The sequence below is a fragment of the Pseudomonas floridensis genome, from assembly GCF_002087235.1.
GTDB lineage: Bacteria > Pseudomonadota > Gammaproteobacteria > Pseudomonadales > Pseudomonadaceae > Aquipseudomonas > Aquipseudomonas floridensis.
Genome location: NZ_MUIO01000021.1, coordinates 149,728 through 166,586 on the forward strand (window position 1 = coordinate 149,728; position 16,859 = coordinate 166,586).

At 55.7% G+C, this 16,859-nt stretch carries 20 protein-coding genes; 16 read left to right on the forward strand and 4 right to left on the reverse strand.

Annotated elements, in window-relative coordinates; all coding sequences use genetic code 11:
- Nucleotides 1-551: 551 nt before the first annotated feature.
- The 14 genes from BZK31_RS29415 (at nucleotide 552) to BZK31_RS08035 (ending at nucleotide 10,659) form a co-directional block, all read left to right on the forward strand.
- A complete protein-coding gene (locus BZK31_RS29415; protein WP_157900715.1) occupies nucleotides 552-830 on the forward strand; it encodes a hypothetical protein in 279 nt (92 codons plus the stop codon).
- 27 nt (nucleotides 831-857) lie between these two features.
- On the forward strand, nucleotides 858-1,226 hold the full coding sequence (locus BZK31_RS07970; protein ID WP_083182194.1) for a hypothetical protein: 369 nt from the start codon (nucleotides 858-860) through the stop codon (nucleotides 1,224-1,226).
- 200 nt (nucleotides 1,227-1,426) lie between these two features.
- Nucleotides 1,427-1,948, forward strand: a complete 522-nt coding sequence (locus BZK31_RS07975) for a hypothetical protein (RefSeq protein ID WP_208617187.1) — start codon at nucleotides 1,427-1,429, stop codon at nucleotides 1,946-1,948.
- A 29-nt stretch (nucleotides 1,949-1,977) separates the two neighbouring features.
- Nucleotides 1,978-2,679, forward strand: a complete 702-nt coding sequence (locus BZK31_RS07980) for a DUF2786 domain-containing protein (protein WP_083182195.1) — start codon at nucleotides 1,978-1,980, stop codon at nucleotides 2,677-2,679.
- A gap of 320 nt (nucleotides 2,680-2,999) precedes the next feature.
- Nucleotides 3,000-3,629, forward strand: coding sequence for a hypothetical protein (locus tag BZK31_RS07985; RefSeq protein ID WP_083182196.1), 630 nt, complete (start codon nucleotides 3,000-3,002; stop codon nucleotides 3,627-3,629).
- Between the two features lie 73 nt (nucleotides 3,630-3,702).
- Nucleotides 3,703-3,915 (forward strand): exodeoxyribonuclease VII small subunit, encoded by a 213-nt coding sequence (locus tag BZK31_RS07990; RefSeq protein WP_083182197.1) that lies wholly within the window; start codon nucleotides 3,703-3,705, stop codon nucleotides 3,913-3,915.
- The gene (gene xseA / locus BZK31_RS07995) at nucleotides 3,902-5,296 is read left to right on the forward strand and encodes an exodeoxyribonuclease VII large subunit (RefSeq protein ID WP_083182198.1); all 1,395 of its coding nucleotides are present in this window, start codon (nucleotides 3,902-3,904) and stop codon (nucleotides 5,294-5,296) included. The genes BZK31_RS07990 and xseA overlap by 14 nt, the downstream gene beginning before the upstream one ends.
- Nucleotides 5,297-5,392: 96 nt before the next feature.
- Entirely contained in the window at nucleotides 5,393-5,590 is a 198-nt protein-coding gene (locus BZK31_RS08000; RefSeq protein WP_083182199.1) for a hypothetical protein, read from the forward strand.
- 20 nt (nucleotides 5,591-5,610) lie between these two features.
- The gene (locus BZK31_RS08005) at nucleotides 5,611-6,021 is read left to right on the forward strand and encodes a hypothetical protein (protein ID WP_083182200.1); all 411 of its coding nucleotides are present in this window, start codon (nucleotides 5,611-5,613) and stop codon (nucleotides 6,019-6,021) included.
- A 19-nt stretch (nucleotides 6,022-6,040) separates the two neighbouring features.
- Nucleotides 6,041-6,388: a hypothetical protein gene (locus BZK31_RS08010; protein ID WP_244182650.1), complete on the forward strand. Its 348-nt coding sequence runs from the start codon at nucleotides 6,041-6,043 to the stop codon at nucleotides 6,386-6,388.
- 13 nt (nucleotides 6,389-6,401) lie between these two features.
- Nucleotides 6,402-7,151 carry a hypothetical protein gene (locus BZK31_RS08015; protein WP_083182202.1) on the forward strand — a complete coding sequence of 250 codons (750 nt, stop codon included), beginning with the start codon at nucleotides 6,402-6,404 and terminating at the stop codon, nucleotides 7,149-7,151.
- Nucleotides 7,152-7,239: 88 nt separating this feature from the next.
- Nucleotides 7,240-7,722, forward strand: a complete 483-nt coding sequence (locus BZK31_RS08020; protein ID WP_083182203.1) for a ParB/RepB/Spo0J family partition protein — start codon at nucleotides 7,240-7,242, stop codon at nucleotides 7,720-7,722.
- 25 nt (nucleotides 7,723-7,747) lie between these two features.
- On the forward strand, nucleotides 7,748-8,314 hold the full coding sequence (locus BZK31_RS08025) for a hypothetical protein (protein ID WP_083182204.1): 567 nt from the start codon (nucleotides 7,748-7,750) through the stop codon (nucleotides 8,312-8,314).
- A gap of 404 nt (nucleotides 8,315-8,718) precedes the next feature.
- Nucleotides 8,719-10,659 carry a DEAD/DEAH box helicase family protein gene (locus BZK31_RS08035; protein ID WP_083182206.1) on the forward strand — a complete coding sequence of 647 codons (1,941 nt, stop codon included), beginning with the start codon at nucleotides 8,719-8,721 and terminating at the stop codon, nucleotides 10,657-10,659.
- Nucleotides 10,660-10,756: 97 nt separating this feature from the next.
- On the opposite strand, the gene umuC is transcribed toward BZK31_RS08035, so the two are convergent.
- Together umuC and BZK31_RS08045 are read right to left on the reverse strand one after the other, a co-directional pair.
- Nucleotides 10,757-12,031, reverse strand: a complete 1,275-nt coding sequence (umuC, locus tag BZK31_RS08040) for a translesion error-prone DNA polymerase V subunit UmuC (protein ID WP_083182207.1) — start codon at nucleotides 12,029-12,031, stop codon at nucleotides 10,757-10,759.
- On the reverse strand, nucleotides 12,024-12,449 hold the full coding sequence (locus BZK31_RS08045) for a LexA family protein (RefSeq protein ID WP_083182247.1): 426 nt from the start codon (nucleotides 12,447-12,449) through the stop codon (nucleotides 12,024-12,026). Before BZK31_RS08045 ends, umuC begins: the two co-directional genes overlap by 8 nt.
- A 122-nt stretch (nucleotides 12,450-12,571) precedes the next feature.
- Here BZK31_RS08045 and BZK31_RS08050 point away from each other — a divergent pair, with 122 nt between their 5' ends.
- Together BZK31_RS08050 and BZK31_RS30360 are read left to right on the forward strand one after the other, a co-directional pair.
- Nucleotides 12,572-13,216 (forward strand): SOS response-associated peptidase, encoded by a 645-nt coding sequence (locus BZK31_RS08050; RefSeq protein ID WP_083182208.1) that lies wholly within the window; start codon nucleotides 12,572-12,574, stop codon nucleotides 13,214-13,216.
- 108 nt (nucleotides 13,217-13,324) lie between these two features.
- The gene (locus tag BZK31_RS30360; RefSeq protein ID WP_083182209.1) at nucleotides 13,325-13,603 is read left to right on the forward strand and encodes an Arc family DNA-binding protein; all 279 of its coding nucleotides are present in this window, start codon (nucleotides 13,325-13,327) and stop codon (nucleotides 13,601-13,603) included.
- A 22-nt stretch (nucleotides 13,604-13,625) separates the two neighbouring features.
- On the opposite strand, the gene BZK31_RS08060 is transcribed toward BZK31_RS30360, so the two are convergent.
- Together BZK31_RS08060 and BZK31_RS08065 are read right to left on the reverse strand one after the other, a co-directional pair.
- Nucleotides 13,626-15,410 (reverse strand): phosphoadenosine phosphosulfate reductase domain-containing protein, encoded by a 1,785-nt coding sequence (locus BZK31_RS08060; RefSeq protein ID WP_083182210.1) that lies wholly within the window; start codon nucleotides 15,408-15,410, stop codon nucleotides 13,626-13,628.
- Nucleotides 15,411-15,534: 124 nt separating this feature from the next.
- Nucleotides 15,535-16,653 carry a phosphoadenosine phosphosulfate reductase domain-containing protein gene (locus BZK31_RS08065; RefSeq protein ID WP_083182211.1) on the reverse strand — a complete coding sequence of 373 codons (1,119 nt, stop codon included), beginning with the start codon at nucleotides 16,651-16,653 and terminating at the stop codon, nucleotides 15,535-15,537.
- Nucleotides 16,654-16,859 lie beyond the last annotated feature (206 nt).

Genomic DNA, 16,859 nt, shown 5'->3' on the forward strand with positions numbered 1-16,859 from the left:
TGGAGCCCAACAAAATCGAGGGCTCCGACCGCGACACCCCTTCACGACACATCTTCACGACACCCCTTCAACTATGACGACACCTCTTAACCGAACCGTTTGCTGCGAATTGATCCGGCTGAATAGGCGCGGGGCCTCTGATTGCGGGCGTTACAGGGCAGCAACACCCCTTCACGACACCCCTTCACGACACCCCTTCGACGATAACTACACCCCTTCAAGGCAGCCATTTGAAGCGGATATCGCTACACACCCCGTAGTTCCTGCGTTTCAGAGCAGCGCGCATCAAAACACTTACGGCGCGACTTCCTCTCTATGTGAGGTGAACCCTCAGACTCCCATAAGCAAGCGAGGTGGTGCGAGGGCAGTTTTCTTGAACCTGTTTCGCGAAGCGGGTGAATGCGGTGAATCGACAGAGCCTCGGTTGATAGGCCAACCATTGGGATCAGGGCGCGCAAAATCCTTGGGAATGGATGTGATGGTGGGAGGATTGGCGCAGCGCAAATTTGCGGGTGTGAGTAAGCAGCCTGGATTGAGGTGGAGTAAATCTGATGCTAGGAAACGGACAACTGGAGCAACTGCTTGGGTCGATCGGCGCATTGAATGCCAGGGTAGCAATAGCCTGGATGACTTACTGCGGGTTGATGTATGTGCTCAGCGATTTGAAAACCGACTACGCAAAACTGCCATACCTCGAAGCATGGACATCTGCAATCCTCGGGATGATCTTCACTGGCACGTGCATTACCGGGCTCGCTTGCTGCGTCAGCCTGGCGATCAAGTCAGCGTTGTTTGTCACCAGGGTGATATCGAAAATGAAAAGCCGGTGAATCACGGCAATGAACAGGCGGTGACATTTGGAGTTCAGGAAAAGAGACGGCGGCAGGTTATTCCCGCCGGTGCTACCAAACGGCGATTTCATAGGCGTGGCCCATGGGAGCCACCTCAGACAGGTTCTCTTTTCAGTGCGGGACGAAGGCCTGTACGGGGAAGGTGTGTTCCTTCTATGGCACGAGATAACCGGGGTATCCATAACCGACGAGAAAGGATTCCAAATTCGGAGCGGAAAATATGCCAGCGGCGGGATTGGATTCTATGCAGGAGCATCTGCTCTGCTCGATTTGACAGGGGAAATCGTAACCAGGATAGATGGATACACAATTGACTACTGCCTGATGAACCGCATCAGCTACGAGTCAAAACGACAGGTGCAGCCCATTTATTAGCAGTGTTTAACCTATCGGGACTTTGGCAAACCCGCGGAGGCCCAGTGCTAGATGCTTCATATGGTGCAGAGGTTATTAGCAGTGAAACTAGAGTTAGGCTATTCGATCAGGGTAGAAATGCTATTAGTAGTGAAGTGCTTCACTTTCATAAAATAAACATTGGTAGGTGTGGGATGTGCCCCGTTTCGCGAAGCGGATGAATGCAGGCCGATACGGTGACCTACAAATTTACGGAGAAGATCTTTATGTATGGAATTAATGAGTTGATCGGGGCCAGCGGGGGCTTTCCTCTCGATGGATACAGCCTTCCGGGGAATAAAGAGTGGGCTGAGGAAATATTAGAGGTTCTGCATACAGACATTCCAGGCAGCCACGATCTCCTAATTGCAATCGTGCTGACTCAAGAGTGTGCAGAGTTGCGCGAGCGAAGTTCTTTGGCAATTGGCGCAGTGCTTGGTGAATACGAGTCTACGCTTGGGCAGGTCGATGCTCTGCGAGCAAGAACGTTTTTTGTCGCAGCTATCACAGAATTGAAGATGGTTCTTGATGAGCTTAAAGTTCAGCCCCAGGCAGAACAGAAAAAAGTGTTGTCGCGTCTGGGTGATTATTTCGGGGTAGGCGTCCAAAAGTTCGACACTTCGTTTGAGGGGATGGAGCAAGTATATTTGCTGAGCAACCCGAATACGGGGCGCTATTGGATGTCGCTGAAGCGTCAGGCTTAACAACGTGTCGCGAAGCGGAGGATTGGCTGGTGACTGAGTTCGCAATTGAAGACGTGGATAAGCGCGCTCGTGCACTAGGCAGAATCAAGAAATGTTTTGCGCTCGCAAAATCCAGCAACCCGCATGAGGCCGAAGCAGCAATGCGGCAAGCCCGCAAACTTATGGATAAGTTCAAGCTGGAAGTAGGCGACGTGCGTGCTTCCCAGGCGGAGGAATTCTCCCTGCGGATCAGTAAGGCCAAAAGCGTTCCGCCACAATGGATTCGCATGTTGTCGATGACTGTCTCAAAGGCGTTTGGCTGTGTGAGTTTCTACAGCTATGGCCCTAACGGGCAGTCGCTGATTTTTATTGGAGAAATCGGTAGCGCTGAAATGTCGGCCTATGCGTATGAGGTACTTTTCCGGCAACTGAAAGACTCCAAGAGAACATACCTATCAGGGGTCAGTGTTCAGGGCGCATTGCAAAGGCGCAGAGCGGGAGTGATGTATGCAGAAGCGTGGATCATCGGCGTGCACAAACGTGTAGTGGAATTTGCCGGCGTTACGGAAGAAGGGGAGCGGGCAATCCACGCTTATACCCAGAGACATTATCCTGGTGTTCCGATCACAAAGATGAAACGCCGCAAACTGGATATGGATGCTTACCGAGCGTATATCCAGGGCAAAAGGGATGGTGAAAGCGTCTCTCTGCACAAGCCTATGGGCCGTGAAGAGCACGCGCTGTTGGAATGAGGTGGTACCCAATAACAAGTCCCGCTCGAGCGGGATTTTTTTCGTCCGATTTTTGTCCCCTGAAAGTGGGGGTAAGCCTGTGGATAAAGTCCCGGCGTGGCGGTCTGGGACGCTCCCCCGTCGATGCTCAAATTTTAACCAGTAGGGCGAAATTCGACATTACTCTTGACGTTCGCAATCGAGACAGAGATATTCCCCTCGGCACACGGGTAGGTGCCTGCCGTCCACATTGGCAAAGCGAAAGCACTACCGACAAACCAACGGAACCCTTATGGGTGCTCCGAAGTGGATACTGAGCATCAGCCTTTGGAGGCTGCCGTATGCAAAACCCAATCACGCTCCGCGATATCGAAAACCTCAAAAAACTCGCCAAGCAGGCAAAGGCCCTTCACCCAGGACTGAGCCATGCGCAGCGCCTCAACCTGATGGCGCAGCATCACCTTCAGGCACGCAGCTATCACGAAGTTCGCAAGTGGATCGCTCGCTCGTTGGAGCAGCAGTACGAGCGGAAGGACAGTGGCGTGGTCTACTGCAAGCTCTGCCGTTTTTCTTTCGTCCCCGGTTTAGACGAGGACTCGACAACTCACGAGAAGCGTCACCTCAATTTTGAGGACGCTCTTTTCTCCCTCGGAGCGTTACCAGCTGCACATGCCACTCGAGAGCAAAGGAAACGCGAGGCGCATAACCTGATCCATTCCGCACCGTCCGCCGGCGAAGAATTGGCGGGAGTCGAGCAACTGGTCAATGCCTGGTATGACCGTTCGCTGGAATCCGCGATCGGCAATGGCGACTGGAAGAAACACCCGAGCCTTGCCGAGTATGCCGCGATGATCGTTCCTACCGTTGAGGCCTGGTTGCGGCAGAGCAGGGTGTTATACCTGTCCAAATACGGCTGCAATCGGGGCGTGATCCCAGAGGGTCAGACTACGTGGGTTCAGCCTGAAGGCTGATAGGGTTGGGTCTTTTGGGGAAGCTGCGACAATTGGCACGTAGATTGATCTCTTCTTCCCCAGGACTTCCCACATGAGCCGAGACACTTACGAAGCCAACATCGCCTTCATCGACCAGACGGTAAAGCGCCTGGAGCGCAATGAGGTGAGCATCGACGAGCTGGAGACCCTTGCTCGCGAATTTGCGGATGCACGTAAGTTCTGCGCCGACCGGCTTACCCGAATCGAGAGCGTTGTTCAGGCAACCTTGGGCGCTGAAGAGGATCAGTCCGGTGAACGCACCTGATCCGGTTGAGCAGCACCTCACTCTCAGCGCATACCTTGCCCAGATCCAAAAGGCTGTCCGTGCTGCGGTACCAGACAGCAGCTGGGTTGTTGCGGAACTCAGCGATTTCAAGCGCCGCCCGAACGGCCACTGCTACATGGACATCTTGGAGTCGCGTGAGGGAGCCGAGGTCGCGAAAGCACGGTGCACCATGTTTGCGAACGTCGCCGGCAAGGTACTTGGTGAGTGGCAGCAGGCAACCGGAGGCCTGCCTCAAGCAGGAATGAACGTCCTGCTGAAAGTGAGGGCGGATTTTTCCCCTCAATTTGGCTTCTCCCTGATGGTCACCGGCATCGACCCGAGCTACACGCTGGGTGACATGCAGGCCAAGATGCAGAAGATCATTGCCTCCCTGAAGGAGCGGCAGTGGTTCGACCTACAGCGGGGGCTTCCCTGTCCAGGGGGGTTCTGGCGTGTTGCGGTTGTGGCTCCGCACGAGGCTGCTGGCCTGGCCGATTTTCGGCGTGATGCTGAGCAGTTGGCTGCGGCCAAGGTGTGCGGCTTCGAGTATTTCTCAGCGACGTTCCAGGGGCGTGATGCATCAGACAGCATCCGCTCTGCGTTGCGGACGGTTCATGAGCAACATCAACAGCAGCCTTTCGACGCCGTATGCATCATCCGCGGGGGAGGGGCGAAAAGCGATCTGGCCTGGCTCAACGACGCGAACCTTGCGGCTTGGGTCTGCCGGTTGCCTGTTCCGGTATTCACCGGCATTGGGCACGAGATCGACGAATGCGTGCTTGACCTCGTGGCACACCGCCGGTTCGACACACCATCGAAGGTCATAGGGTTCATCAAAACAGCGCTCATGTCTGAGGCCTCAACTGCTCGGGCTCAGGTCGAGCGGGCCAACGGCATGATCTTGCGCCTGGTGTCTGGGCAAGCACCGCATCTGGATCGCGCCTGGAGCACCTTCAGCCGGCGGGTGACGGAAACGCTCCATAGGGAGCAGCGGCAACTGTTGCAACAGCAAAGCAGTCTCGACAAAGGCCGGAACCGCCTCCTCAGTCAGCAGCACATGGCCCTCCAGCTCGCGCAGGATCGATTTTCAAGGCTCGGGGCTGGCCTGTGTGTAGCTGAGCGCCAAAGGGCGGTTTTTGCGGCCTCTCGGGTGGCTTCCCTGAGTATGGCGCTGATCACCAAGGAAACTGCGCGCCTGGAGCTTGCATCCACGGTCTACGACAAGACAAACCCGCTTGCACTGCTCGGGCGAGGCTTTGCCTTAATCCGTGGCCCTGGTGGGGTGATCATCAGCAGCGCCGAGCAGGCTCGCGATGCAGGTAAGCTGGATCTGGCGTTCGCCGATGGCCATGTCATTGCGGATGTGGCGACACCGCATTGATGCGGTCACATCTTCGAGAGGTATGGGAAACTCGTCTCATTGAGTTGGGGTTGTGCGAATTGCCGTTATCCTGGCCACCTGCACTGGAAAAGACACATGACGACCGTAGCTAGCTTGTTCCGAAATTTGGTCGCGATCACCGCGTTGGTTTACGCCTATTTCGCATTTGACGTTCATCCAGATCCGCGCCGCTGGCATTGGGGAGCTTGGCTCGTTCTTGCATTTTGGTATGTGGTCCTGGTCAGTGTTTACTTGGGGAAAAGTTCAAAGGCTCAATCTGATGGCCAGAACTGAGCACTAAGTAGGAGAGTTCCGTGACCGCGACCGTTACCCCTATCAAGCACGTCATCACGAATTGCTCGCGGTGCAATGCCTGGATTACTGACGGGCAATCGACGGTAACCATTACGGTGGCAACCGAGACATGGCGTGGTCTTCGAGGTGAAATAGCGGAGGTCGAAGTCGAGAATGCGAAGGTGGCCTTGCTGTTCTGCCGCCGCTGCGCCAATAAGTACGACTTTTCAAGGATCGCCGTTGGCCGGAGTCGCACCGAAGAAGATGAGTTGCTGATCGAGTTGGCCGAAGAGGCAGAGATTGAAGCAAGCCGCGAGGCTGCATCCAAAGATTTGCAGGTTTCACCTGGCAGGTTGTCTGCTGAGCAGATTCGAGGTTGGATTCTTGAGCAGCAGTACAAAGAGCTGGAGGCCGAGGGCTTCTTCAACTGATTACTACGGAAGGGACCGAGTGAACACACAAAACAACAATCTTAAAAGCGATGGATCTGGTAGCTGGGATATGCCTCTCAGGGCTGCTTCTCTGCTTTCGATCATGTTGGGGGCCTTGATCTTTGGCGCTGGTGCAAACCCCCTTGCAATGGCCAACATCCCGCTTTCAGTAGCGGCTGGCGCGGCTGTGTTTATCAGTTTTGTCGGCGTCTATCGAGGCGGTATCGGCGGGATGCTGATTTTTGCTCTCGGGCACGCCCTGCTAGGATCGGCGCTGTTCGGCGGTGCGATTTCTCCCTGGCTTTATGCGCTGGCTGTCCCAATAGCTGTTCCTGGCATCGCCTATCGCATCCTTAGTCCAGCATAGATGGAAAATAATCATGGCAAATCAACGTGATGAGCTGACCAAGGCGACGGGCATTACCGCGGACGTGGTGATGGAAGTTGGCACGTACTTCAGCGCCAAGGAAATGCGCAGTGTGCAGACGGGCCTTACCACCGCCGCCCGCGAGCTGCGTGCGTTTACGCAGAACAATTCACTGCTTGGACGCCTTGGCGGGAAACTTTCTCACGAGCAACGGGAGTTGCTGACCAACGCCGCAGCGCTTTTGGATTCGGTCAAGTACAACGTCGAGCATGCCAAGGAACGCAAAGACCGCGCTGAGAAAGCCAGGGCCAAAAAACGCCAGCAGTGGACGCGGGAAGCCGGGCAACTGGTTAAAGCTCGCTTCTCCTTACCCAGCGATACAGTGGCCGAGCAGTTGCGGATACTGGAACTGCACCTTGTTGTTCAGGTGGTGTTGGGGGATGCCGTCTATTTGCCGAGCCACCTGACGTTGCGCAGATCAATGCAAGAGGAGGCGCCGCGTTGGGCCAACCACACGACCGCGCAATGGCATCGCAGTCGGGTGTCCAGCTTGTTATCTGATATCCACTCGGCCCTGCAGGACTACCTGAGCTTGGACCTAGATGTGTCACCAGCGCAGAAGCTGGAGGAGTTGCAGCGCAGCCTGGACACTCAGCGCGCCGAGATTCTGGCCAGGCCTGAATCCGTCGAAACCCTTCGCATCTGGACCGATGTGCTGAAGGGCGCGGCTTTCATCACCAGCGTTATGCCCTCGAAGAATTAGTCGACAGGAAATTTCCGCTAGAAAAATCGCGGTATCGCCAAGCCCCCGACGAACTGGGCCGCGGTTTTCAGAGCTGAAGGGAAAATTGATGAACACTCCAACCGTAATCCAAACCAGCAAAATCACGCCTACAAGCGACCCGGTGAGGCAACCCGACCAAAGCCAGGTGGATGCCATGGCTACCAGTATCAAAGAGATGGGTATTCTAGAGCCCATCCTCATTCGGAAGGTGGGCAAACGCTATGAAATAGTTCCTGGAGGAGGTTTGGTTCGGTGGCTTGCGGCTAAGAAGTTGGGGATAGATATCATCCCGATTCGGGTGCTGCAACTCGACGACGAGGCCTTCACATTATCTTCACTCATCGCCAACACCAGTCGCGAGTCCATCGCCCCCAAAGAGACGGTTGGGAACCTGGAGAGGCTGATCGAGGAGTTTGGAGAGAATGCAGCTGAACTGGTCATGGAGCAAATGCCCTCACTGCGTGAGGCAGCGGCAGCGGACCCTGAGCTACAAGCCCGTATCAATGCTCTTCTCGCGCGTTGCAAAATCGACAGCGAACATGCTCCCTAGAGCGCTCTCAAGGACTGACAAAATCATGAAAGATGAAGCGCAATCAGGGTACAAGCCTGTACAGGACGATGTGCTGAAGACACTGGGCCTTGCGGTGATCGCGGGGCAGGGTGTTGAGCACCTGTTGAGCACTTGCCTAACGTTTCCTTTGCATGGCGAGCCACTGCAAACTATCGAACAGCTTCACATCCTTCTTGAGCGACACTCAAAAGCAACACTGGGACAGATGCTCAAGGCGCTGCGGAAGCGGGTTGATCTGCACCCCACCTTCGACGACAAGTTGGATCGATACCTCCAGAACCGCAACGTGATTGCGCATCGGCTACATGATGTGCCCGGAGGTTATGACCTGCATTCTGATGAGGGGCGGAATAGGCTGAAGGCTTTTCTGCTCCAGTATATGGAGGATGGTCATACCGTCAGCATGGTGCTGCTGGGCGTTTTGCGGGAATGGGCGAGTCAAGAGGGCATTGATATTCCCAACCAGCACCATCTAAGCCAGCGAATGAAAGATCACCTAGACGTCAATGTTGTGCCCAATTTGGAAACCTTGATTAGGTCAAAAGAACCTGGCTCGAATTCAACGGGCTAAAACTGGGGCCGAAAATTCGCTCGCTGCACCCATGCCCTGATCATCTTTGAAATCTGAGGAAAAAGGATATGGCCAGCCGCCGCCAGCCCTTCACCCCGTGCAAGCTCTACATCGATGGCGCAGACGGCTTGTGCGCTGGCGACTACATACTCACCTCCGGTGGGTCGGCCTACCTGGTGCAGGTCACCCGGCCCAGTCCGAGTAGGACTGAGCGTTTGTATCTTGACTGCCTGCGGTGGCCACCTGACGAGATTCCTGAGAATGCCAGGTGTTACCAGCTCAACTGGTACCGGCGGTGAGACAGTGTGACGTTCGGCCGGCCTGGCATACACTGGGTAGCTGAACCCCGCTACCGGCGCTAACGCCGGTGGTGGTCGACGAGGCGTATTCCATCGAGAAAAAGCGTGACAGACCCAGTTCTTTACATCCCACTGCTGGTTTCACAGGCCGATACATTGGTTGATCCGAGTGGTTCTGCCCGTGTCCTGCTGGGGCAATGGGACGTGGCCCAAGTGGCGTCGGTGGCTGTCATCCAGAATTTACCGGCCCTGGACGGAAAGCCGAAAAGCGAAATGCTTGTCGAGAAGGCCTTGGCCGAGTTGATCTCAGTCGGAACAGAACTGAGCCAAACGCATCCACCTGGTACGTTTTCTAGCCTGATTGCCGGTCGTTTTAAGCGCGAGTTGTTTGAGCGAGGGCTGGCGCTTATGCCTCGGCTGGGGCTGCGCTTCCTGGATGAAGAGGCGCTGGATGCGAAGCAATTCCTGACTGGTGGCCACTGGGACTTCAATTTCTGCGCGGCGCACGCCCACAAGCTCAACCCGCTCAAGCATTCGTTCGACACCCCATCGGGGAAAACAATTTCTCTGTCGAATCAGCAGAGCCGGACGTTTCGCGTTATTCACGCCGAACCTGATGAGAGCATCCATATCCAGGGCCTGGCTGGTACCGGCAAAACCCACATGATCGAACGCTTGGTGGGCTCGCTTTCATCATGTCGACCACTCGTGCTGGCGTTCACCGCGGTGCAGCTCCAGGCCTTGATGCAGCGAATCGGGGCCGCGAACGTAAGAGGAATGACGTTCGGAGATCTTGCCAACCATGTCCTTGAGCGAAGTGTCGGTTACTACAGGCCAGGCAAGCGCGCATCCGCTCGGCACCAGGTTACCCCGGAAGACATCGCTTCCCGGTTAGGCTTCGGATCGATCAGCAGGCTTAGCCCAGCCCAAGTAGCCACGGCCTGCGCGAGAATGGTTGCCTCTTTTTGCAACAGCACTGACCTTGCTTTAGCAGAGCAGCACATCCCAAAGGGGCTTGCCCTCGAGGTTGTAGATCGCTTGGTGCTGGTGGGGTATGCGCAAAGGCTGTGGGATCAGACCATCGAACCAACCGATGCGCGCCATCAGCTCCCGCTTCGCGGGTATCACCGAATTAAGCACATGACCCTTCTTCATGAGGCAGTCATAGGCCTGGAGTTCACCCACATCATTGTCGACGAAGCGCACGACCTGAGCTGGCCACTCTCGGTATTTCTCGACCGCTGTAGTCAACCCGTGATTACCCTGGGGGACGCGTGCCAGCGCCTGGATGGGAGCTATTACCAACGGGCTAGCACACTCCGCAAGCACGAGATTACCCACTCAATTCGCGCCGGCCGGCAGATCGAGGGAGTCATAAACCCCCTCATCGACAAACACCCGATACTGAAATTGGCTTCGATCGAGGGCAACAACGGCATCGAGACAAAGGTTATCTACTACGACAAGCCAGAGGTTCCCACTGGGGCCGTGACGATACTGGTTGATTCAGAGTGGGGATTATTCGAGTGGTTTCAGCGCCTGGGGAGCGCTGGCGCGAGCTTCAGCTTGCTACCTGGAGCAGTCAACACATTCCGCCGATTCATTCTAGATTGCATTGGCCTGTTCCATGATCAGAAACGGCCAACCCACAGCGCGCTCTTCAGGTACACCAACTGGGATGATCTTCGGGCTGATATGGGCAGCAAAAATAGTAGCTTTCAGCGCATCGACCGGATGCTCAGCAAGGGCTATAGCTCATCAGAGTTTGAGGCATCGTTGCTCAACCTCGATACATCTGGGACAGCCGCGCTCCAGCTCGGACGGGTCATGGACGCTCGCAATTCCGAGATAGACGCCGTGATGCTTGCGCCAGACTTGCTCAGTCAAGTAGGGCCAGGTGACCGAATCGCAGCGAGTAGGGCTTTTGCAGCCCTCTACACGGGTGGGTCGAGAGCGCGTCACAAGCTCATCGTTCCTGGTTATCTCCGGGACTGGGCGTCTGATATATCCACGGTAGCGAAAGCTCGGCCGGCACTTTCACCATGAGGTGAGCCCACCCGAAGGAAACTTATCCTAATTAGCGCTCTGACTTAGGTCGGGGCGGTTTATTTTTGCCGAAACGTACTCATAGCGCACGAACCGGCTATCGGCAATGGATTTGCCAAAGCTGATCGATTCGAGTGGTGTAGCTCTGGCTCATCAGTTCTCGGCGCATGGCCCATTCGGGCGTTGTAGGCACGCTGGCTACGCGCAAGGTCCCTCGCCCCCATCGCTCGTTAATCGCATCGAGCACTGACATTACCTTGGTCGCTTCGCCTGGCTGGGAGAGGGCGAATAGGTCCTCGGTAAATTCCCCAGGCTGGCACAAGTTCAGTAGCATCACCTCTGCCTTGCTGTACTTGAAGCCTGGCCGGAATATTCGATCGAGCGCGTCGACGGCGGCTTTGGTGAGTAGGCGAACGTCATCCGTTGGATACGGCATATCCACCACCACCCCGTTGGCATACTTCGCCTCCTCCGGGTTGAACATGCCGGTGCGGATGCACACACGTACTTTCTTGCAGAGCGAGCTTTGGGCGCGGAGCTTTTCCGATGCGCGCATCATGTAGGAAGCCACGGCTTCTTTGATCGGGGCCAACTCCGTCAGTCGCTTACCAAACATCCGGCTACAGCAGATCTCCTGTTTGGGCGGGTCAGGCTCGTCCAGCTCAAGGCACGGCGTGCCAGCCAGCTCGCGGGCGGTTTTCTCGATCACTACGCTGAATTTCTTGCGTAGCGTCCACGGGTCGGCCTTCGCGAGGTCCATCGCGGTCTTGATACCCATAGCGTCCAAATGCAGTTTCATCTTGCGACCGATCCCCCAGACTTCGGACACGTCGGTGTTCCGCAGTACCCAGTTACGCTTGAACGGATCGCATATATCAACCACACCGCCGGTTTGCGCCTGGAGCCGCTTTGCAGTGTGATTTGCGAGCTTAGCCAACGTTTTGGTCCGGGCAATACCGACCCCTACGGGTATACCTGTGCAGCGGAGTATCTGGTTGCGAATGACACGTCCCAAAGCATCAGGCTCGCGGATACCACCGAGATCTGCAAAGGCCTCATCAATGGAGTACACCTCCACGGCCGGCACCAAAGATTCGATGATTGCCATGACGCGCTGACTCATGTCGCCATAGAGGGCGTAGTTGGACGAAAACGCTACGATGCCATGTTGCTCGAGCTTGCGCTTGATCTGAAAGAACGGCTCGCCCATTTTCACAAAAGGTTTGGCGTCATAGCTGCGAGCAATCACACAGCCGTCGTTGTTGGACAGCACAACTACTGGCACCTTGGCGAGGTCAGGACGAAAAACTCGCTCGCAGCTTGCATAAAAGCTGTTGCAGTCGATCAGCGCGAATACTGAAGAGTCAGGCATGGCTACGCACGCTACTGGTTAAGACGCCCCAGATAGCAAGCTCGTCGCCCTCCAAGACATAGCGAGGCGGGTACTTGGGATTTTCCGAGAGTAAAATCACCTGGCTTCCCCGCACACAAAGACGCTTGCATACCGGTTCGTTGTTGAGCAGGGCCACGACAATTTGGCCGTGTGCGGGCTCGATCGATCGATCAACCACGGCCAGGTCTCCGTCGAAGATGCCAGCGCCTTGCATGCTGTCTCCACTGATCGAGGCCAGATATACGTGTGGAGCCCGTATGTTCAGTATCTCATCAAGCGAGATTTGTTTCTCGATGTGATCAGCCGCCGGTGAAGGAAACCCTGCTGGAATTTTGAAGAGACAATAGGGCAACTGTACCCCGCCTTGGGCCAATGCTCCCTTGATTGAAAAGCTCATGATGATGACCTCCAATAGCTGTACGGACATACAGTTAACTTTGGTCCGAGCTTGCGGTCAATTTTATGTGGAGTTCAGCAGACCAGCGGATGACACCAGCCAGGCCACCTAGGAGTTTAAGAATGTGCAGTCATTACGAGCCGCCGTCACCAGAGCAGGTGTCGCAAGCCTTCGGGGTTGAGCTATACGAGCAGGGCAAGATAGAGCTTTGGCCTGGTTACATTGGCCCGTTTCTCCGGCAGCCGGCCCATGCAGACCCACAGGACGAGGCGAGCCCCGTCGTAGAAGTGCTGACAGGCTCGTTCGGTTTGATTCCTGGCTGGGCCAAAGAAATCAAGACAATCGTCCGTAAAACCTACAACGCGAGATCTGAGACTGTGGCCGAAAAGCCCTCCTTTAGGAATGCATGGAGGAGGGCTCAGCACTGCATCATTCCTGCGGCTGCGATCTATGAACCTGACTGGCGTTCAGGCAAATCAATTCCCACGCGGATTGGCCGAGTTGATGACGAACTGATGGGTATAGCGGGTTTATGGGAGCAATGGCTGGAGCCGGGCACTGGGAGGATTCTGCACAGCTACACCATGCTAACTGTGAACGCGGATAACCATGCATTTATGCGCAATTATCACAAGCCTGATGATGAGAAACGCATGGTAGTGATTTTGCCCAGTGGGCTTTATGGTGACTGGTTGACTGCTTCGGCCGGGGAAAGCATGGAGTTCATGAGGCAGTACCCAGCGGAGCGGATGAAGGTGATGAGTTAAGTTTGGTTCTTGCTCATTAACCCGTTTTTTCGGACGTTAAAACGTCTTGAAAACGCGTCTAGATATGTTCTTCCTGTGGAAAAATAATCCAAAAACCAGGAGGAACACATGCAAACAGATACTCAGAAAACGACCAAAATCTATGATTCCAGGACCGCTGACAAATTCGTGCTGCGCCTACCCGAGGGGCTTAGGGCTAGGATCGCCCAAGTAGCGGAACAAAATCACCGTAGCATGAACGGCGAAATGATCGCTCGTATTGATGATTCGCTTGATCTTGAGGCGAAATACGAAGAGATGCGGATACTCAATCGTTACCTGCTCAATCGCGTTGAAATGCTTGAGACTGGCTCAATACCCAAAGTCATAGCACTTCCCGGAAGCTGAGGTGAGCTTTATTTGAGAAGGACTAGGCATTTGTGAATAATTCGAGCTGTCCGCTTAATTTCCCGCCAAGCCGTGTGATCAGCTTATCGCGGTCGCTCAAGATTGGTTGAAGATTGCTTCTGAAAATTTGATTGGACATCCGCATCATCCGATCCCAGTCGCCATGGTCGCCCTTGTAGATCGCGATGGTTCCCAACCCCATCAGGTAATGCAGCCCCGCAGTCGGAGCCTGGTCGAAGGTCACGCGGGACAGGGCGTTATCCAGCTCGAAGTTTACGAACAGCTCTGCACCTTCGCGATCGATCTCGAATCCGCTGCTGGTCACCACGTCCATGACCACCATGCCACTGCGTGTTGTGGTCAGGAACTCAGCGTCGGCAGCAGCATGGGAAATACTGCGCAGGCCGTTGAACATTCCCTGGTACTGATCATCACAGAACGGGACCTCGACCTCGGGGTATCGTAGATCTGCCTCCGTGTACTTTGGCAGCGCCGCGATATCTGGGATTTCGTAGCGAACACCTTGCTCGTAGACCTCCAGGAACACTCTCATTGCGGTAAACGGCTTTTGGTATCCATACCGACCCCAAAGCGCTTCGATCGCCAGCAGTTGCTCGATATCCAGTAGCGTGAAGCGCGGTTTGATACCGACTTGCTGGGCGGCGTCAAATTCGTCGAGCTGGATCGTGAGCATGATTCCCAACAGCTCTTTGGTGAATGCCGGGGAGTATGAATTCGGAGCGATTTTTATCGTTCCCGTTTCATTATCAATCGTACGCGCCAGCCAGCATCGAGCGCTCGGATCGAAGTGGCGGGCCTTGATGTAGTTCCGCAAGTCGTTCAGGGGCTTGAGCCAGTCGTACTCGCCGCCTTCCTTTGCAATCATGCTCTCGGCCGACGAGTCTCGAGAGACGCGGGTACATGACCAGCAGCCTGTACGATGGCCGCACGCGGGGCGCTCGGATTGTCTCCCTGCCAGGTAGACGTTCACCATGCAGTCCCCGCCATTCATGTCGCGGTAAATCTCAACCAGCTGGTTGAAGCGGTCGTAGCACTCAATCCGGCCGGCGATCACCTGGCCGATGTAGCTAAACACGTCCATGGTGGTCATTTCAGCGATAGGGCTGAGTACCCAGTCGTGCCCGCCGGCGTCGGCGGCGAGATTTACCGCCTCAAAGGCGCTCTCGCCGCGCGCTGACATTTTCCGCTCGCGCTGCACCGATTCATCAAACCGGGTACCGATCAGCGAAACGATATCGTCGTCAGTACACTTGCGGCCGAGGCGAGCCGAGACATCCCGGAGAATTGCCTTCTTCACTCGTTTAAGCGGATCTGCTTTGGTCATTTGCTGGCATTTAGCGTTGGAGCCAACGCTGGCGATAATGCGCCCGCCGACCAAGCTCACCAGGTAGTCATTGCTCAGGCCCGGCTTTGCTACCCACACCTTCATCTCGATGCCGGCAGCCTTCGCGTAGGCCTGCATTTGCTGCATCTGGCTCTGGTTGTAGCAATGGATCACCGGGTTTTCCATGCGGGTGTCGGAGTGCATGACGTTCAAGGTCGGCACCGGGAAACCTTCGGTGGCCAACTCGCGAATTGCAGTGAACGCGATGTTCAGAGTGACGCTCGAATCCTTCCCGCCACTCCAGGCCACAACTGGCTGTTTGCCGGCGCGCACGACGCGCTTCACGGCCTTGACAGCCCCGGCAATCTTCTCGGCCAGGGTCTTCTCAGGCCCCCGAACAACATTGGCAGGCATCTCTTGGACGCCAGCGGAAGAGAACAGATCTACATCGAACAGCTGCATGACAAGCTCCGTGCTTGAATCCGGCTCCTCACTGGAGCAGATGAATTCAAGGTACGGCAGGCTGCTGAAATCCCAAGGAGCTGCGGAGAGCCCTTGTTTCAGGAGAAAACCAGGGAGGAATTATCTACACCGAGCCACAGCCTTCGGTCACGAATGCTCCTGCTGGTAACTGCCAGGCTTTGCCCTCTGGCGTGAAGATCGGCAGCACGTACTCGCGCTGGCGCGCTTGGGCAAGTGCGTCCAGATCAGTGATATCAAACGCTTCCGCTGTGGCCGACAGATCCACCACGTTGATTTTCTGCCGGCTGATAGTGCAGCCGAACTCGTCCTCGTAACCGGCTATCGGGGTGACCCGCTCAGGGAAGTATTTGCGGATGGTGGCCCATATCTTCGGTGAGTTGTAGATACACGTCATGCAACTGAAACGCCCCCACCCCAAGCGGTAGGGCACAGGTGCCTCCACTCGGTGGCGAGCAAGCAGCTCCCACACCTGTTCTTCGCTGTAATGCAGCACCGGACGCCAAGCATCTACGTGCCGGCCGAGGCGACCCTTCCGCCGGTCGACGGCGTGAGGTTCCAACTGGTTGTACTTGCTGCGGTTGCTCGACTCAGCACGGCGCTCGCCAGTGACGAACAAGGTCTTGGTACCGAGAAAGCGCTCTTGATTGGTGATGGCCCGGCGGCCCACGTCGATCTTGGCCGCGGAACTACACCAGCGCGTTGCCAGGTTGGCGCTTTGCTGAGGGAACCGGCGGCGGGTCGCTGGTGAAGTCCGGCTGGTATCACGATCCAAGCAGATAATTCCGCCTGGAGTTTCGACCATGTGCGGCTTGGAGTAGGCGTCCATCTTGAGCATTTCGCCCTCGATCCCACCCTGCAACCAGGAAAAATAGACAGGCAAATTGAACGCTGCTGCGAACTTCTCGATGAAACTGTCATTGAATGTCCAGTCCATGAGTGTGCTCCCCTCGGCACCATCAACGCGGTGGTGCCAGAGTTCGACGCGACGCAGATCCACACCCTGCTCTATCAGCGCCAGCAGGCAAGCGATGCTGTCCTTACCAGACACACAGACCACAACGTGGTCGTAGCTGTCCAGATCCACTGTCGGCGCATCAAAATAGGTTCCCTCTGCCAGAACAGCAGGTTCTGGCTCGAACCCGAGCAGGGTGAGCTGCTGGCCCAGTACTGGGATAACTACCTGGTCGTCGAACTGGTGTGCGCGGGAGATTAACGGGTGCATTTGCTGTCCTCTGAGCACCTACCTGGTGCCTACAGACTCAGCCTACGGCGGCAACGGAGAATCCCAAGTGATGGGTGGTAGAGGTGGCTCCCCCTGCGACAGGAGGAAACCGAGGAGAAATTTCTACAGGAAACACAGAACGATCGTCTGCCGCTCGGCAACGCTTCTCCTGGATGGGATAACTACCGGGTGAGGTGAATACGAGC

Excerpts from the sequence above, each read along its gene's own strand:
- BZK31_RS08045 (WP_083182247.1), bottom strand. The coding sequence starts at position 12,449 with ATGAGCTTTTCAATCAAGGGAGCATTGGCCCAAGGCGGGGTACAGTTG.
- BZK31_RS07985 (WP_083182196.1), top strand. The coding sequence starts at position 3,000 with ATGCAAAACCCAATCACGCTCCGCGATATCGAAAACCTCAAAAAACTC.
- BZK31_RS08050 (WP_083182208.1), top strand. The coding sequence starts at position 12,572 with ATGTGCAGTCATTACGAGCCGCCGTCACCAGAGCAGGTGTCGCAAGCC.
- BZK31_RS08020 (WP_083182203.1), top strand. The coding sequence starts at position 7,240 with ATGAACACTCCAACCGTAATCCAAACCAGCAAAATCACGCCTACAAGC.
- BZK31_RS07990 (WP_083182197.1), top strand. The coding sequence starts at position 3,703 with ATGAGCCGAGACACTTACGAAGCCAACATCGCCTTCATCGACCAGACG.
- BZK31_RS08025 (WP_083182204.1), top strand. The coding sequence starts at position 7,748 with ATGAAAGATGAAGCGCAATCAGGGTACAAGCCTGTACAGGACGATGTG.
- BZK31_RS07975 (WP_208617187.1), top strand. The coding sequence starts at position 1,427 with ATGCAGGCCGATACGGTGACCTACAAATTTACGGAGAAGATCTTTATG.
- BZK31_RS08065 (WP_083182211.1), bottom strand. The coding sequence starts at position 16,653 with ATGCACCCGTTAATCTCCCGCGCACACCAGTTCGACGACCAGGTAGTT.
- BZK31_RS08015 (WP_083182202.1), top strand. The coding sequence starts at position 6,402 with ATGGCAAATCAACGTGATGAGCTGACCAAGGCGACGGGCATTACCGCG.
- BZK31_RS08060 (WP_083182210.1), bottom strand. The coding sequence starts at position 15,410 with ATGCAGCTGTTCGATGTAGATCTGTTCTCTTCCGCTGGCGTCCAAGAG.
- BZK31_RS08000 (WP_083182199.1), top strand. The coding sequence starts at position 5,393 with ATGACGACCGTAGCTAGCTTGTTCCGAAATTTGGTCGCGATCACCGCG.
- umuC (WP_083182207.1), bottom strand. The coding sequence starts at position 12,031 with ATGCCTGACTCTTCAGTATTCGCGCTGATCGACTGCAACAGCTTTTAT.
- BZK31_RS29415 (WP_157900715.1), top strand. The coding sequence starts at position 552 with ATGCTAGGAAACGGACAACTGGAGCAACTGCTTGGGTCGATCGGCGCA.
- BZK31_RS30360 (WP_083182209.1), top strand. The coding sequence starts at position 13,325 with ATGCAAACAGATACTCAGAAAACGACCAAAATCTATGATTCCAGGACC.